Origin of the sequence: Hasllibacter sp. MH4015 (genome assembly GCF_020177575.1) — a bacterium.
Classification (GTDB): domain Bacteria; phylum Pseudomonadota; class Alphaproteobacteria; order Rhodobacterales; family Rhodobacteraceae; genus Gymnodinialimonas.
The window spans coordinates 2,895,169-2,909,455 of the sequence record NZ_JAHTBK010000001.1 but is presented as its reverse complement, the minus strand read 5'-3'; the positions used below and the strand labels follow the sequence as shown (position 1 = coordinate 2,909,455).

Below are 14,287 nucleotides of genomic sequence, written 5' to 3'. Positions count from 1 at the left end.
TCCGCTTATGGAACGTTCCAAAACGGACACCAATAGGAACGTTCCAATTCGGCGGAGACTGCACATGCGTTGGGGATTGATCGGGGCCAGCACCATCGCGTCCGAGCACATGATCGGGGCGATCCGCGCCTCGGGAGGGCATATCGCGACTGTCCTGTCGTCCAACCCTGACCGCGCCGCAAGCTACGCCGCAGACCACGGCATCGACGCCGGTGTCACCGAACTGGACACGGCCATGGAGGGTGTCGACGCCGTCTACATCTCCACCACCAACGAAAAGCACCTGCCGCAGGCGATGGCCGCCATCGCGGCGGGCAAGCATGTGCTGTGCGAAAAGCCGCTGGCGATGAACGTGGCCGACGCCGTATCAATGGTGCAGGCCGCCGCGTCCAAAGGCGTGACCTTTGCCACCAACCACCACCTGCGCAACGCAGGCAGCCACCTTGCCATCCGCGATGCGATCACCGCGGGACGTCTGGGCGATATCCTGTCGGTCCGCGTCTTCCATGCCGTCCATCTGCCACCGCACCTGCAAGGCTGGCGCATCGACAATCCGGGCGCGGGCGGCGGCGTGATCCCAGACATCACGGTCCACGATGCCGATACCGTCCGCTTTCATCTCGGCGAGGACCCCGTCGATGTCGTCGCGATGAAATCGGCCAGCGGGATGGGGCAGGGGGTGGAGGACAGCGCGATGTCCATCTGGTCCATGCCCTCGGGCGCCATGGTCCAGACCCATGAGAGCTTCACCCATGCCCATGCCGGAACGGGGATTGAGGTCCACGGCACCAAGGGCTCCATCGTCGCGCGCGGTGTGATGACCCAGGCGCCCACCGGCACCGTGATGCTCCGCAGCAACGCGGGGGAGGAAGCGCTCAGCTATTCCACCCACGGCCTCTATGACCGTGCCGTAAGCCTCTTCGCCAAAGCCTGCGCAAGCGAAGGCCGCCCCGCCGCCGATGGTGTGGACGGGGTGAAATCCCTGGCCGTCGCCGCAGCCGTCAGCGAAGCGGCTGAGACCGGGCAGCGCGTGACCATCGATTATGGCGGGATCTGAGATGTCGAAGATCGTCTCTGCGTCCGACGCGGTCGCCCGCATCAAGGACGATGCGGTTGTGACCGTCTCCAGCTCCTCCGCGCTCGGCTGCCCGGATGTCGTCTTGCAGGCGCTGGGTGAGCGCTTCGATGCGGAGGGCGCACCGCGAAACCTCACCACAATCCACCCCATCGCGGCAGGCGACATGTATGGCGTGAAAGGCGTGGACCACATCGCCAAGGACGGCTTGCTGGCGCGGATCATCGGCGGCTCCTACCCCTCTGGCCCGTCCTCCCTGCCCATGCCCGCGATCTGGCAGATGGTCGTCGACGACCGCGTGGCGGCGTATAACGTCCCCTCCGGCATCCTCTTCGACATGCACCGCGACGTCGCGGCACGCCGCCCGGGTGTGCTGACGCAAGTGGGGCTGGAGACCTTCGTTGACCCGATCCGCGAAGGCTGCGCGATGAACGACAGCGCAGCCAAGGCCCCCATCGTCCACCGCACCGAATTCGCGGGCGACACATGGCTCCACTTCCCCAATATTGTCCCCGACGTCGCCATCATCCGCGCGACGACCGCCGATGAGAACGGCAACCTGACCTACGAGCATGAGGGCGCGTATCTGGGCGGTCTCGACCAGGCCATCGCCACCCGCAACTATGGCGGGCTGGTGATCGCGCAGGTCAAACGCGTAACTGCCGCGGGCTCCCTTCGCCCCCACGACGTTCATGTCCCGGGGCATCTCGTGGACCTGATCGTCATTGCCCCCGACCAGAAGCAGACCACCGAAACCCCCTACGACCCCGCGATCAGTGGCGAAGTCATGCGGCCGTGGTCGTCTTTCACGTTCGCGGACCACGGTGTCGAAAAGATTATCGCCCGTCGCGCCGCGATGGAGCTATCTCGGGGCCAGACTGCCAATCTGGGCTTCGGTATTTCCGCCATGGTGCCGCGCATTCTTTTGGAAGAAGGCGCCCACGATGCCGTCACCTGGGCCATCGAACAAGGCGCCGTTGGGGGGATGCCGCTCACCGGCTTCGCCTTTGGCTGTGCGTCGAACGCCGACGCTTTCGTGCCGTCCCCCAATCAGTTTGCCTATTTCCAGGGCGGAGGGTTCGACGTGTCGTTCCTGTCCTTCATGGAGGTCGACGTGGACGGCAACGTGAACGTCTCCAAGCTCGGCAAAAAGCCCTACCTGACGGCGGGGTGTGGCGGCTTCGTCGACATCACGGCGCATGCGAAAAAGATCGTCTTCAGCGGATATTTCGAGGCCGGCGCGCAGCTGGAGCTGACCAACCAAGGCCTGCACGTCACCAAACCCGGCAAGTTCACCAAGATGGTCGACGCGGTGGAGCACGTCACCTTCGCGGGCCGCCGCGCGAAAGCCCGCATGGCGGACGTCCTCTACGTCACCGAGCGCTGTGTTATGCGCCTTGGCGACAATGGCCTCGTCGCCCATGAAATCATGCCGGGCATCGACCCGCAGCGCGACATCGTGAAGGCGAGCGAAGGCCGCGTGTCCATTGCAGAGGACGCTGCAACCATGCCACTCTCCCTGCTCCGGGACGCGAAGATGGGCCTTCAGATATGAGTGCCGTTCACCTGAATATCGACGGCTCCACCGCCCGCATCACGCTCGACAATCCGACGAAGCTGAACGCGCTGACGGTCGAGATGTTGGCGCAGCTCGAACAGGCTTGCGCCACACTTGAGCGCAGCCCGAATATCCGTGCCGTGATCTTGACTGGCGCGGGGGAGCGTGCCTTTTGCGCCGGGGCGGATATCACGGGATGGGGCGACCTGACGCCCACGGATTTCGCGCGCAACTGGGTCCGCGAAGGCCACCGGATTTACGATCGCTTCGCCCGCCTCTCGATACCGACCATCGCGGTGATCCACGCCCATGCCTTTGGCGGCGGCCTCGAACTCGCCGCATGTGCGGATGTCCGCATCATGGCCCCCGATGCCACCCTGGCCCTGCCCGAAGCGCAGGTCGGCATCGTTCCGGGATGGGGCGGTAACACGCGGCTCCTGCGCCTTTTGCCGGAACCGGTGGTCAAGGAAATGGCGCTGTTCGGTCGCCGTCTCACTGCCGACCGCGCGCTGGCCATGGGCTTCGTGGCGGACGTCTCCGACACGCCGCTGGCGACCGCGTTTGCCATGGCCAAGCACGCCACGCCAGCCTCCCCCCGCGCCCGCGAGGTTGCAAAATACCAGATCCACGCAAGCGTTGGGGAGGACCGGTCGGCAATGATCGAGGCGTTGGGCGGCGGCATGATCGGGGCGACCGGCGACCGGGCAGAGGGCGTGAGCGCCTTCAAAGAAAAACGCAAACCAGATTTTTCCGGGGATTGAGCGATGAATGACCTGACGATTATCCCCGCCAGTGGCGCGACTATCCCCGCCGCGTTCAAGGCCCGGCATCTGATTGACGGCGCGTGGGTGGACAGCGCGAACGGCGCGACATCGGATCGTCACTCCCCCGCGCACGGCACGCTGGTCAGCTCCGCAGCCAAGGGCGCCAAGCCAGAGGTGGAGGCCGCAATCGCCGCCGCCCGCAGGGCATTCGATACAGGCGATTGGGCGTTTTCCAGCGGTGCCTCGCGCGCCGCGATCTTGCTGAAGGTCGCCGACCTGATCGAACGGGACCTGGACCGCATCGCCCTTCTGGAAACACTCGAATCCGGCAAGCCGATCACTCAGGCCAAGGCGGAAATTGCGGGTGCTGCCGACCTCTGGCGCTACGCCGCCAGCCTCGCGCGGATGATCCACGGCGACAGCCACAACAGTCTCGGGCCGGATATGCTCGGCGTCGTCCTCAAGGAACCCATCGGCGTCGTCTCCATCATCTGCCCGTGGAATTTCCCGTTCCTGATCGTCAGCCAGAAGCTGCCCTTCGCGCTGGCCGCGGGCTGCACTGCGGTGGTCAAACCGTCGGAACTGACACCGTCGACAACCTGCATTCTGGGCGAGTTGCTGATCGATGCAGGCCTGCCTGCGGGCGTCGCCAATATTGTCTTGGGCTTCGGCGATCCCGTGGGCGAGATCCTCTCCACCGATCCTCGGGTCGACATGGTGTCTTTCACCGGCTCTACTGGCGTCGGAAAACGAATTTCGGCAGCGGCCAGTGGGACGCTCAAGAAGGTCAGCCTGGAGCTTGGGGGCAAGAACCCGCAGGTCGTCTTCCCCGATGCCGATCTGGATCAGGCTGCCGATGCCATCACCTTCGGCGTCTATTTCAACGCCGGCGAATGCTGCAATTCCGGCAGCCGCATTATCGTGCATGAAGACGTGGCGGACACGTTGACCGAGAAGGTTGTGGCGCTCTCGCGCAAAGTGCCCTTCGGCGATCCGTTGGACCCGAAAACCCAAGTGGGCGCGATCATCTCGCCCGAACATCTGTCCAAGATTGATGGCTACGTACAGGACGCCGTTGCGGACGGGGCCAAGGTGGCAATGGGCGGCGACACGCTCTCCGTCGACGGCCTTGGCGCGCAATTCTACCAGCCTACGGTCGTCACGAACCTGCGCCCGGACATGGCCATCGCGCGTGATGAGGTTTTCGGCCCGGTCCTGTCGGTCCTGACCTTCCGTACAATGGACGAGGCGCTGCACCTGACCAACGATGCTTCCTATGGCCTCAGCGCCGGGGTGTGGTCGCGCGACATGTCCACCTGCCTGACCTTCGCGCGGCGCGCGCAGGCGGGCACGATCTGGACCAACACATGGATGGACGGCTTTCCCGAAATGCCCTTCGGCGGCGTCAAGGAAAGCGGGCAGGGGCGCGAATTGGGCCGCTACGGACTCGATGAATTTCTGGAGGTCAAGACCGTCCAGATGCGCATCGGCGACACGCGCCAGCCCTGGGTGGCTCAAACATGATGCATCCGCTCGAAATCCGGCAGCAACATGTGGGTGAGGGTCTCGGGCGGCTCGCCTTGCATCCGGCGCAGAAGCATCTCGGCCATCTTGCGCCCGGTCTCCCGCAGATCCTCGAAGACCGTGTCGATGCGCGGCCGGATGTTGTCGAAGATGGGCGAGGCGCGCTTGGCGAAAATGTCCGCGTCCTGGCCCAGAACCGCGCCGCTATCGGCCAGAGCGGACAGGGTGACAAGGGCCGTCACCTCCCCCACGCAGACATAGCCATCGGGCGGTGCGCTGCTGTCGCGGCTTCGACGCATCGCCTCCGCGATCTCGGCGGCGGAACTGTCAAGCGTCACGCCCGCCACGATTTCGTGGTCCACACCGGCCTCCCGCGCGGCGCTCATGAAGCCGTAGCGCAGGTGCTGGGTGAAGGTGAACCGATCCTCCGGCAAGATGAGGGACAGGCGTGTGCGCCCCTTCTCAACAAGTCGCGCCACGGCGGCCCGCGCAAACGCCTCGTTGTCGAAATCGACGTAAGGATGCGGCGCGGTGAATTCCGTCCGGCCGTGGCTGACGAAGGGGAAATCGGCCTCCATCATCAGGCGAACGCGGGGATCGAACGCCTCCGTCCGGGTGAACAGGATCCCGTCGGCCAGATGATTGCGCAAGATGTTGCGGACCGGGGCAAGGCGATCCTCGCCCACGTGATCGGGCACGACATTGACGGAATACCCGGTGCCGCGCAAAGCGTCCGTCATGCCCGAAAGGAACTCGTGGGTGAAGCCCAGGAATTCGTGCTCGGTATTCAGCAAAAGCGTCACGACCTGGGTGCGCCCCGTCCGCAAGCGCCGCGCGGCCCGGTCCGGGACATAGCCGGCCGCCTTCGCTGCCTCCGACACCTTGGCGCGCGTCTTGGCCGCGATTCGCGGATCGTTGGCAAGCGCCCGGCTGATCGTCGCCACGGAGAACCCGGTCGCCTCCGCCAGGCTGCGCAAGGTCGGTTTCTCGCCACTTGGCGCGGTTTTGGTGTCCGCGGGTTCGCCAGTCATCGCGCAAGGTCGCCTTCAGGTTGCATCTCGCCCCATATTGCGCGAGATTTCAAACGTTTCAATAGCGCTGTTTTCGACGCAGCACATGCTGCGCTGCGGAAAATACACAATGAAACATGCTGTTCCGCAGCGATCGTTGCGCAAGAAAAGGACAATTTCTGGTTGACTTCAACCCGATTTATAACGTTTTAATTTCTGCAGCCCCGAAAAGGGGATCGGTCAAATGGGAGGAAATCAAATGACCATGATGAGAAAATTCTACACCGGTGCGGCCGTTCTGGCCCTTGGCACCTCCGCCGCTGTGGCGCAGGAAGTCGAGGTTCTGCACTGGTGGACGTCCGGCGGTGAAGCGGCTGCCCTGAACGTCCTGCGCGAAGACCTCGCCGGGGGCGGTGTCGGCTGGACCGACATGCCCGTGGCCGGTGGCGGTGGCTCCGACGCCATGACCGTCCTGCGTGCCCGCGTCACCGCAGGCGACCCGCCGACCGCCGTGCAGATGCTCGGTTTCGCGATCCAGAACTGGGCCGAGGAAGGCGCATTGGCCGATCTGAACGCCCTCGCCGAAGAGCAGAACTGGAACGAGGTCGTGCCCGAGGCGCTTCAGCGGTTCTCCACGTATGAGGGCAACTGGGTCGCCGCACCCGTGAACGTTCACTCCACCAACTGGGTCTGGGCTAACACCGCCCTGATGGAAGAGCTTGGCATCGAACAGCCCGAGACCTGGGAGGATTTCGTCGCCGCGATGGAAACCGCTCAGGAAGCTGGCTACACGCCGCTCGCCCACGGTGGTCAGGCCTGGCAGGACGCCACGATCTTCGACTCGGTCGCCATGGGCGCCGGTGGCCCGGAATTCTACCAAGCGGCCTTCGTCGACCTCGACCCGGAGGCGCTGGGTGGCGCGGAAATGGTCGAAGCGTTCAACCGCATGGAAACCCTGCGCGGTTTCGTGGATGACAACTTCTCCGGTCGTGACTGGAACCTCGCCACGGCGATGGTCATCAACGGCGAGGCGCTGTTCCAGATCATGGGTGACTGGGCGAAGGGCGAATTCGTCAATGCGGGCCTGACGGCTGGCGAGGAATTCCAGTGCTTCCGCGTCCCGGGCTCCGAGGGCACCGTGACCTTCAACTCCGACCAGTTCGCGATGTTCAACGTCGAAGATGAATCCGATCAGGAATCGCAGCTTGCCATGGCATCCGCCGTGATGAGCCCGGAATTCCAGATCGCGTTCAACGTGGTCAAAGGCTCCGCCCCCGCGCGGACCGACATCGACCCGTCTGCCTTCGACGCATGCGGTCAGGCAGCAATGGCCGATCTGGCGGCTGCCGGTGAAAACGGCACCCTGTTCGGTTCCATGGCCCATGGCCACGCGAACCCGCCGTCCGTGCAGAACGCGATGTATGATGTGATCACCGCGCACTTCAACGGTGAGTACGATGCCGAAACCGCCGCGGCCGAAATGGTCACCGCGGTCGAACTGGCCCAGTAACGTCCTCCCGGATCGGCCCCGATCGGGGCCGGTCCACCCTTGCGGGTCCGCCCGCGCCAAATCCACCCCGAGTGAAGGAGAGGCCCCATGGCCGCCACCGATCCGATGCTGGACAGCGGTGCGGATTTCCGCACGCGTTTACAGACATGGCTGCCGAAGATCGTCCTCGCGCCGTCTTTCGCGATCATGGTCATCTTCGTCTACGGCTTCATCGCCTTCACTGTCTATCTCAGCTTCACCGGAAGCCGCATGTTGCCGAGCTTCGATCTGGTGGGCTGGCAGAATTACGACCGCCTGTTCCGCATCCGAGAATGGGACATCGCGGTCTCCAACCTCTTCGTCTTCGCGTCGCTCTATATCGTGATCTCCACAATCATCGGGCTGACATTGGCGATCTTCCTCGATCAGAAGATCCGCGGCGAAGGCATCCTGCGCCCGATCTTCCTCTATCCCATGGCGCTCAGCTTCATCGTGACGGGCACGGCGTGGAAATGGTTCCTCGACCCCGGCATCGGGATCGAACACTCCATGCATCTCTGGGGGTTCGAGAATTTCGAATTCGACTGGATCAAGGATCGCGACATGGCGGTCTATACCATCGTCATCGCCGCGGTCTGGCAATCGTCGGGCTTCGTGATGGCGATGTTCCTGGCGGGCCTGCGCGGGATCGACAACGAGATCCTGAAAGCGGCCCAGATGGACGGAGCGTCGAACTTCCAGATGTATCGCCGGATCATCCTGCCGCAGCTGCGCCCGGCCTTCCTGAGCGCCTTCGTCATCCTCAGCCACCTCGCGATCAAGTCCTATGACCTTGTGATCGCGCTGACCGGCGGCGGGCCCGGCAATGCCACGGCGATGCCCGCGACCTTCATGTATTCCTACACCTTCACGCGCGATCAGATGGGCATCGGCGCGGCGTCCGCCGTCATCATGCTGATGACCATCGCCGCGATCATGGTGCCCTACCTTTACGCCGAATTGCGGGAGAAGAAGTGATGGCCATTGCCTCCTCCGATAACGCGATGCGCTCTTCCAACGTCACGCGGATGTTCATCTACCTCGTGCTGCTGCTGTTCGCGCTGTTCTACCTGCTGCCCTTCGGGATCATGCTGGTGAATTCGCTGAAACCCCTGTCCGAAATCACCGAGGGCAACATGATCGCGCTGCCCCGCGAATGGACGATCGAGCCGTGGCTTTCCGCCTGGTCCACCGCCCAGATCGGGGTGGAGCCCACGGGCCTGCGTCCCTACTTCATAAACTCCATCGCCATGGCGGTGCCAGCGGTGGCCATCTCCACCGTGCTGGGGGCATTGAACGGATATGTCCTGACCAAGTGGCACTTCCGGGGCGCGACCTGGATCTTCGGCCTGCTGCTCTTTTCTTGCTTCATCCCGTTCCAGATCGTCCTGATCCCGATGGCGCGCATCCTCGGCATTCTCGACATCGCGGGCACCACGACCGGCCTGGTGTTGGTTCACGTGGTCTACGGCATCGGCTTCTCCACGCTCTATTTCCGCAACTACTACGCCGCCTTCCCGACGGAGCTTGTGCGCGCGGCCCAGATCGACGGGGCCGGGTTCTTCCAGATCTTCTGGCGCATCATGCTGCCGTCGTCCGGCCCGATCATCGCGGTTTGTTGCATCTGGCAGTTCACCAATATCTGGAACGACTTCCTGTTCGGCGCGTCCTTTGCCTCCGGCGGTGCGGCCCCGATGACGGTGGCTTTGAACAACCTCGTCAACTCCTCCACCGGGGTGCGGGAATACAACGTCCATTTCGCCGGCGCCATCATGGCCGCCGGCCCCACACTCCTCGTCTACATCGTCGCGGGCCGCTATTTCGTGCGCGGTCTGATGGCCGGCAGCGTAAAAGGATAAGTCCCATGGGATTTCTCGACATCAACAACGTCACAAAATCCTACGGCGCGGTGGAGGTTCTCCATAAGGTCGACATCCAGGTGGAGGAGGGGGAGTTCCTCGTCCTCGTCGGCCCGTCCGGCTGCGGCAAGTCCACGCTTCTGAACATGATCGCGGGGCTTGAGGGGATTTCTTCCGGCGAGATCGCGATCAAGGACCGGGTCGTGAACAACATCGCCCCCGCCAAGCGCAACATCGCCATGGTGTTCCAGTCCTACGCCCTCTACCCCAACATGACCGTGGGCAAGAACATCACCTTCGGGCTAGAGATGCAGGGCACCCCCAAGGCCGAGCGCGACAGGGCCATGGCCGATGTCGCCCAACTGCTCCAGATCGAGAACCTGCTGGATCGCAAACCTGGTCAGCTCTCGGGCGGTCAGCGTCAGCGCGTCGCCATGGGCCGCGCGCTGGTCCGCGACCCCGACGTGTTCCTCTTCGATGAGCCGCTCTCGAACCTCGACGCAAAGTTGCGCGTCGACATGCGGACCGAGATCAAGAAGCTGCACCAGAAGCTCGGCACCACCATCGTCTACGTCACCCACGACCAGATCGAGGCGATGACTCTCTCCACCCGCATCGCGGTCATGTATGACGGCTACGTCCAGCAGCTCGGCACGCCGAAGGAGATCTACGACAACCCCTCCAACCTGTTCGTGGCCACTTTCATGGGCAGCCCGGCGATGAACGTCCTCTCCGCCAAACTGGTGGAGATGAACGGCGCGATCCACGCCCAGATCACCGGGGCCGAGGGGCAGGACCAACTTCTGCGCATCGAAAGCGCACCGGAGGCCTATCGCGCCTACCTCAACAAGGAGGTGATGCTCGGCATCCGGCCCGAGGCGATCACAGACCCCGAAGGGGCCGACCGCAACGCGCGCAACATCCAGATGCTGACCAACACCGTCAGCGTGACCGAACCCGCGGGCGCCGACACCTTCGTCAGCACCACGCTCTCGGGCAAGGATTGCATCGCACGAATGCGCGCGGACGCCGATGTCCACCCGAACCAACCCTTTGAATTCGCGGTGAACATGGACAAGGCGGTTCTGTTCGATCCCAAGACCGAAGACCGTATCGCCTGACCATCGGCCCGGGCGCAGCAGTGTCCGGGCTGATTTTTCGCTTGGAATTGGAACGTTCCAGTTATACGCAGAGTGGGTAATGAGCGACGCAGATATCATCATCGTCGGTTCCGGCATGGGGGGCGCGACGCTGGCCGCAGGGCTGGCGGGATCGGGCCTGCGCGTGCTGATCATTGAGCGCGGCCAGCTTCTGCATGACAGCCCGGAGGCGCGCGACCCCGACGCCATTTTCAAGCGCGGCCATTTCCGCCCGGACGAGACGTGGCTGACCCCCGATGGCACCCGGTTCAACCCCGGCAACTACGCCTATGTCGGTGGCAATTCCAAGTTCTACGGCGCGGTCATGATGCGCTATCGGGAGGCTGATTTCGCGCGGCACTGGCCCATCGACCACGCCACGCTTGCGCCCTTCTACACGCGGGCTGAGGGGCTGTTCCAGGTGCGTGGCGATGCCAGTATCGACCCGACGGAGCCGCCCCACGACGCCCCCTATCCGCACCCGCCCATCCCCCACGAGGCTGACATAGCCGACCTTGCCCGACGCCTGAAACGCGCGGGCCTGACCCCATCGCCCCTTCCGCTTGCCGTCGATCTCGACCGTTGGCTCAGCCGCGGCCAGACCCCTTGGGATGCGCATCCCGACACCAATGGCGGCAAACTCGATGCCGAAAGCGCGGCCCTCGTAGCGGCCCTCGACGACCCGAACATCACCCTGCGCACCGGCGTCACTGTCCGCCGGATCGAATCCGATGGCACCCGTGTCACCGGCCTCCTCACCTCCGCCGGTCGGTTCACCGCGCCGCGGATCGTCATTGCCGCCGGGGCCGTCCACACGGCCGCGCTTCTGCTGACCTCCGCGACCGAAGCGCATCCCAATGGCCTCGCCAACCGCTCAGATCAGGTGGGCCGCAATTTCATGAACCACAATGCCAGCGCCGTCTTGGCGCTCAGCCACCGGCGCAACCGCGCGGTCTACCAGAAGACGCTCCAGATCAACGATTGGTATCTCGATGGCCTCGGTAACGTGCAACTTCTGGGCCGTGTCTCCACCCCCATCCTCGCCGCGCAAACCGGTCTGCCAAAGCCCGTTGCGGCCGTGATCGCCAACCGATCCATCGACTTCTATGCCATGTCCGAGGACTTTCCCGACCCCGACAGCCGCGTGACCATCCGGGGCGATGACATCGTGCTCGACTGGAAACGCTCCAACTGGGATGCGCACCTCGCCCTGGTCGCCAAGTTCAAGACAACGCTCAGGAAGGCAGGCTTCCCCATCGTCCTCTCCAAGGCCTTTGATCGCCGCACGCCCTCCCACCAATGCGGCACGGCGCGTCTTGGGGACGATCCGACAACCTCGGTCTGCGACCCGATCGGTAAGGCGCATGACCTCGAGAACCTCTATATCTGCGACGCCTCGCTCCTGCCCACTTCCGCCGCCGTGAACCCGTCGCTGACCATCGCCGCGCTGGCACTCCGGCAGGCGGACCACCTCAAGGAGACATCAAGCAGCCAAGCAGCAGAACAAAAGGAACTGGTGCAATGAAAGCCCTCATCACCGGCGGCCAGCAAGGCATCGGCCTTGGCATCGCGCAGGCGCTCCACGCGGCGGGGTGGGAGGTTGCCGTGGCCTCCGAACAACCCGAGGCCGCGATGCCGTTCCCTGCCACCTACCACCAGCACGACGTCCGCGACCTCGACGCGATCCCTGCACTTCTCGACGCAACAGGCCCCATCACCACCTTCGTTTCCAACGCCGGCGTCGGCGCGCTTCACAGCGGCGACCTCCTCGACATGAGCCCCGAAAGCTTCGACCGTTGCATGGCCGTGAACACGCGCGGCGCGTTCTTTCTTGCACAAGAAGTTGCCCGCCGGATGCTGGCCGATCCGTCCGACAGCTACGGTTCTCTGACGTTCATCACCTCCGTCAGCGCCACCATGGTGAGCCCCGACCGTGCCGAGTATTGCACTTCCAAGGCCGCCACCGCGATGCTGGCCCAGGCCTTCGCCGCCCGCCTCGCGCCCGAGAATATCGGCGTGTTCGACATCCGCCCCGGCATCATCGAAACGCCCCTGACCGCGCCCGTCGCCGAAAGCTACACCGACCGTATCCCGCAGATCGTGCCCGCCGCCCGCTGGGGCCAGCCCGCCGATATCGGCCAAGTCATCGTCCCCCTTGCGCGCGGCGATTTCGCCTTCGCGACCGGCGCGCAGATCCCCGTCGATGGCGGTCTGTCGATCCACCGCCTGTAGAAAGCGCCCATGTCCGAATCCTACGATTTCCTCATCATCGGCGGCGGGTCCGCAGGGTCCGTGATCGCCTCGCGCCTGAGCGAAAATCCGAACGTCTCCGTCTGCCTGTTGGAGGCCGGCGGCTCCGACCGCCATCCGTTCTTCCACCTGCCCGCGGGCTTTGCGAAGATGACCAAGGGCATCGCGTCTTGGGGTTGGAGCACGACGCCCCAAAAGCATATGCAAAACAAAGTCTTCACCTACACTCAGGCGAAAGTGATCGGCGGCGGATCGGCCATCAACGCACAGATCTACACGCGCGGCCATCCGCTCGATTATGACGAATGGCGACAGAAGGGATGCGAGGGGTGGAGCTATGAAGACGTGCTCCCCTACTTCCGAAAATCCGAGGGCAACGACACTTACTCGGGCCGATATCACGGCCAAGACGGCCCCCTCGGCGTCTCAAAACCCGCCGCCCCCCTTCCGATCTGCGAGGCTTACTTTGAGGCCGCTAAAGAGGTCGGCATTCCGTTCAACGAAGACGTCACAGGCGACGTGCAGGAAGGCGCCGCCTATTACCAGCTGACCCAGAAGAACGCCCGCCGGTCCTCCGCCGCGATGGCGTTCCTTCACCCGAACAAACGCCGCCCGAACCTCACCGTGAAACTCGGCGCGCAAGTGCGGCGCATGCTGTTAGACAGGGGCAGGGCCGTTGGTGTCGAAATGCTCGACCGCTCTCTAATCCACGCGGGAACCGAGGTCATTCTGTCTTCAGGGGCCATCGGCTCGCCCCGCCTCCTGCAACTCAGCGGCATCGGTCCCGCCGACGACCTTCGCGCGCTTGGTATCGACGTTCTGCTCGACCAACCTCAAGTGGGTGGCAACCTGCAAGACCATCTCGACCTCTATTGCATTGCCGAGGTTTCAGGCCCCCACACCTATGACCGCTTCGCCAAGCCGCACCTGAGCGCGCTCGCCGGTCTGCAATACATGTTCACGCGCAAAGGCCCCGTCGCATCCTCCCTCTTCGAGACGGGCGGCTTCTGGTACGCCGACCCCGACGCCCGTTCCCCCGATCTGCAATTCCACCTAGGCCTCGGCACGGGGATCGAGGCGGGGGTTGCAGCAATGCCCGAAGGCGGTGTGACCCTGAACTCGTGCTACCTCCGCCCCCGGTCGCGCGGCAGCGTGCGCCTGCAATCCGCCGATCCGCGTAAGGCCCCGCTGATCGACCCGAACTATTGCGCCGACCCGCAAGACCGGGAGATGTCCATTCGCGGCCTCAAGCTGACGCAGGAAATCCTGTCCCAAGACGCGCTGAAACCCTTCATCAAGGCCGAGCGACTCCCCGGCCCCGATGTCAAAACCGACGACGATTACTTCCACTTCATCTGCCAGCATTCCAAGACCTCGCACCATTGCGCGGGCACCTGCGCCATGGGGCCGGGCGACAGCGCCGTGGTCACGCCGCGTCTGCGCTTCAACGGGATCGAAAACCTCCGCGTCGCCGATGCATCCATTATGCCGAACGTTGTCTCCTCCAACACCAACGCGCCCACGATCATGATCGGCGAAAAAGCCGCCGACATGATCCGCGAAGATCACGGGATATAGGC

General features: G+C 64.0%; 12 protein-coding genes. 11 read left to right on the top strand and 1 reads right to left on the bottom strand.

Features of this window, described 5'->3' with window-relative positions; genetic code table 11:
• Positions 1-64 precede the first annotated feature (64 nt).
• The 4 genes from KUW62_RS14820 to KUW62_RS14805 are packed head-to-tail and all read left to right on the top strand — an operon-like array spanning position 65 to position 4,921.
• A complete protein-coding gene (locus KUW62_RS14820; RefSeq protein ID WP_224816239.1) occupies positions 65-1,057 on the top strand; it encodes a Gfo/Idh/MocA family protein in 993 nt (330 codons plus the stop codon).
• Between the two features lies 1 nt (position 1,058).
• Positions 1,059-2,630: an acyl CoA:acetate/3-ketoacid CoA transferase gene (locus KUW62_RS14815; protein ID WP_224816238.1), complete on the top strand. Its 1,572-nt coding sequence runs from the start codon at positions 1,059-1,061 to the stop codon at positions 2,628-2,630.
• Positions 2,627-3,394, top strand: a complete 768-nt coding sequence (locus KUW62_RS14810) for an enoyl-CoA hydratase/isomerase family protein (RefSeq protein ID WP_224816237.1) — start codon at positions 2,627-2,629, stop codon at positions 3,392-3,394. The genes KUW62_RS14815 and KUW62_RS14810 overlap by 4 nt, the downstream gene beginning before the upstream one ends.
• A gap of 3 nt (positions 3,395-3,397) precedes the next feature.
• Positions 3,398-4,921, top strand: coding sequence for an aldehyde dehydrogenase family protein (locus KUW62_RS14805; RefSeq protein ID WP_224816236.1), 1,524 nt, complete (start codon positions 3,398-3,400; stop codon positions 4,919-4,921).
• Here KUW62_RS14805 and KUW62_RS14800 read toward each other — a convergent pair.
• Complete coding sequence (locus tag KUW62_RS14800; protein WP_224816235.1) at positions 4,912-5,952, bottom strand: LacI family transcriptional regulator; 1,041 nt, start codon at positions 5,950-5,952, stop codon at positions 4,912-4,914. The two genes, KUW62_RS14805 and KUW62_RS14800, sit on opposite strands and share 10 nt — an antisense overlap.
• Before the next feature lie 238 nt (positions 5,953-6,190).
• On the opposite strand from KUW62_RS14800, the gene KUW62_RS14795 reads away from it, so the two are divergent.
• From KUW62_RS14795 to KUW62_RS14765, 7 genes are all read left to right on the top strand, one after another.
• Positions 6,191-7,441, top strand: a complete 1,251-nt coding sequence (locus KUW62_RS14795; RefSeq protein ID WP_370632900.1) for an ABC transporter substrate-binding protein — start codon at positions 6,191-6,193, stop codon at positions 7,439-7,441.
• 87 nt (positions 7,442-7,528) lie between these two features.
• Positions 7,529-8,437 (top strand): carbohydrate ABC transporter permease, encoded by a 909-nt coding sequence (locus KUW62_RS14790; RefSeq protein WP_224816234.1) that lies wholly within the window; start codon positions 7,529-7,531, stop codon positions 8,435-8,437.
• Positions 8,437-9,318 (top strand): carbohydrate ABC transporter permease, encoded by an 882-nt coding sequence (locus KUW62_RS14785; protein WP_224816233.1) that lies wholly within the window; start codon positions 8,437-8,439, stop codon positions 9,316-9,318. The genes KUW62_RS14790 and KUW62_RS14785 overlap by 1 nt, the downstream gene beginning before the upstream one ends.
• 5 nt (positions 9,319-9,323) lie before the next feature.
• Positions 9,324-10,439, top strand: a complete 1,116-nt coding sequence (locus tag KUW62_RS14780; RefSeq protein WP_224816232.1) for an ABC transporter ATP-binding protein — start codon at positions 9,324-9,326, stop codon at positions 10,437-10,439.
• Between the two features lie 79 nt (positions 10,440-10,518).
• Positions 10,519-11,982: a GMC oxidoreductase gene (locus KUW62_RS14775; protein WP_224816231.1), complete on the top strand. Its 1,464-nt coding sequence runs from the start codon at positions 10,519-10,521 to the stop codon at positions 11,980-11,982.
• Entirely contained in the window at positions 11,979-12,689 is a 711-nt protein-coding gene (locus KUW62_RS14770) for a 3-ketoacyl-ACP reductase (protein ID WP_224816230.1), read from the top strand. Before KUW62_RS14775 ends, KUW62_RS14770 begins: the two co-directional genes overlap by 4 nt.
• A gap of 9 nt (positions 12,690-12,698) precedes the next feature.
• The gene (locus KUW62_RS14765; protein ID WP_224816229.1) at positions 12,699-14,285 is read left to right on the top strand and encodes a GMC family oxidoreductase; all 1,587 of its coding nucleotides are present in this window, start codon (positions 12,699-12,701) and stop codon (positions 14,283-14,285) included.
• The last annotated feature ends 2 nt before the right edge of the window (positions 14,286-14,287 follow it).

Coding starts and splice junctions, on each gene's coding strand:
- KUW62_RS14780 (WP_224816232.1), top strand. CDS start 9,324: ATGGGATTTCTCGACATCAACAACGTCACAAAATCCTACGGCGCGGTG.
- KUW62_RS14770 (WP_224816230.1), top strand. CDS start 11,979: ATGAAAGCCCTCATCACCGGCGGCCAGCAAGGCATCGGCCTTGGCATC.
- KUW62_RS14775 (WP_224816231.1), top strand. CDS start 10,519: ATGAGCGACGCAGATATCATCATCGTCGGTTCCGGCATGGGGGGCGCG.
- KUW62_RS14820 (WP_224816239.1), top strand. CDS start 65: ATGCGTTGGGGATTGATCGGGGCCAGCACCATCGCGTCCGAGCACATG.
- KUW62_RS14815 (WP_224816238.1), top strand. CDS start 1,059: ATGTCGAAGATCGTCTCTGCGTCCGACGCGGTCGCCCGCATCAAGGAC.
- KUW62_RS14765 (WP_224816229.1), top strand. CDS start 12,699: ATGTCCGAATCCTACGATTTCCTCATCATCGGCGGCGGGTCCGCAGGG.
- KUW62_RS14790 (WP_224816234.1), top strand. CDS start 7,529: ATGGCCGCCACCGATCCGATGCTGGACAGCGGTGCGGATTTCCGCACG.
- KUW62_RS14800 (WP_224816235.1), bottom strand. CDS start 5,952: ATGACTGGCGAACCCGCGGACACCAAAACCGCGCCAAGTGGCGAGAAA.
- KUW62_RS14785 (WP_224816233.1), top strand. CDS start 8,437: ATGGCCATTGCCTCCTCCGATAACGCGATGCGCTCTTCCAACGTCACG.
- KUW62_RS14795 (WP_370632900.1), top strand. CDS start 6,191: ATGACCATGATGAGAAAATTCTACACCGGTGCGGCCGTTCTGGCCCTT.
- KUW62_RS14805 (WP_224816236.1), top strand. CDS start 3,398: ATGAATGACCTGACGATTATCCCCGCCAGTGGCGCGACTATCCCCGCC.
- KUW62_RS14810 (WP_224816237.1), top strand. CDS start 2,627: ATGAGTGCCGTTCACCTGAATATCGACGGCTCCACCGCCCGCATCACG.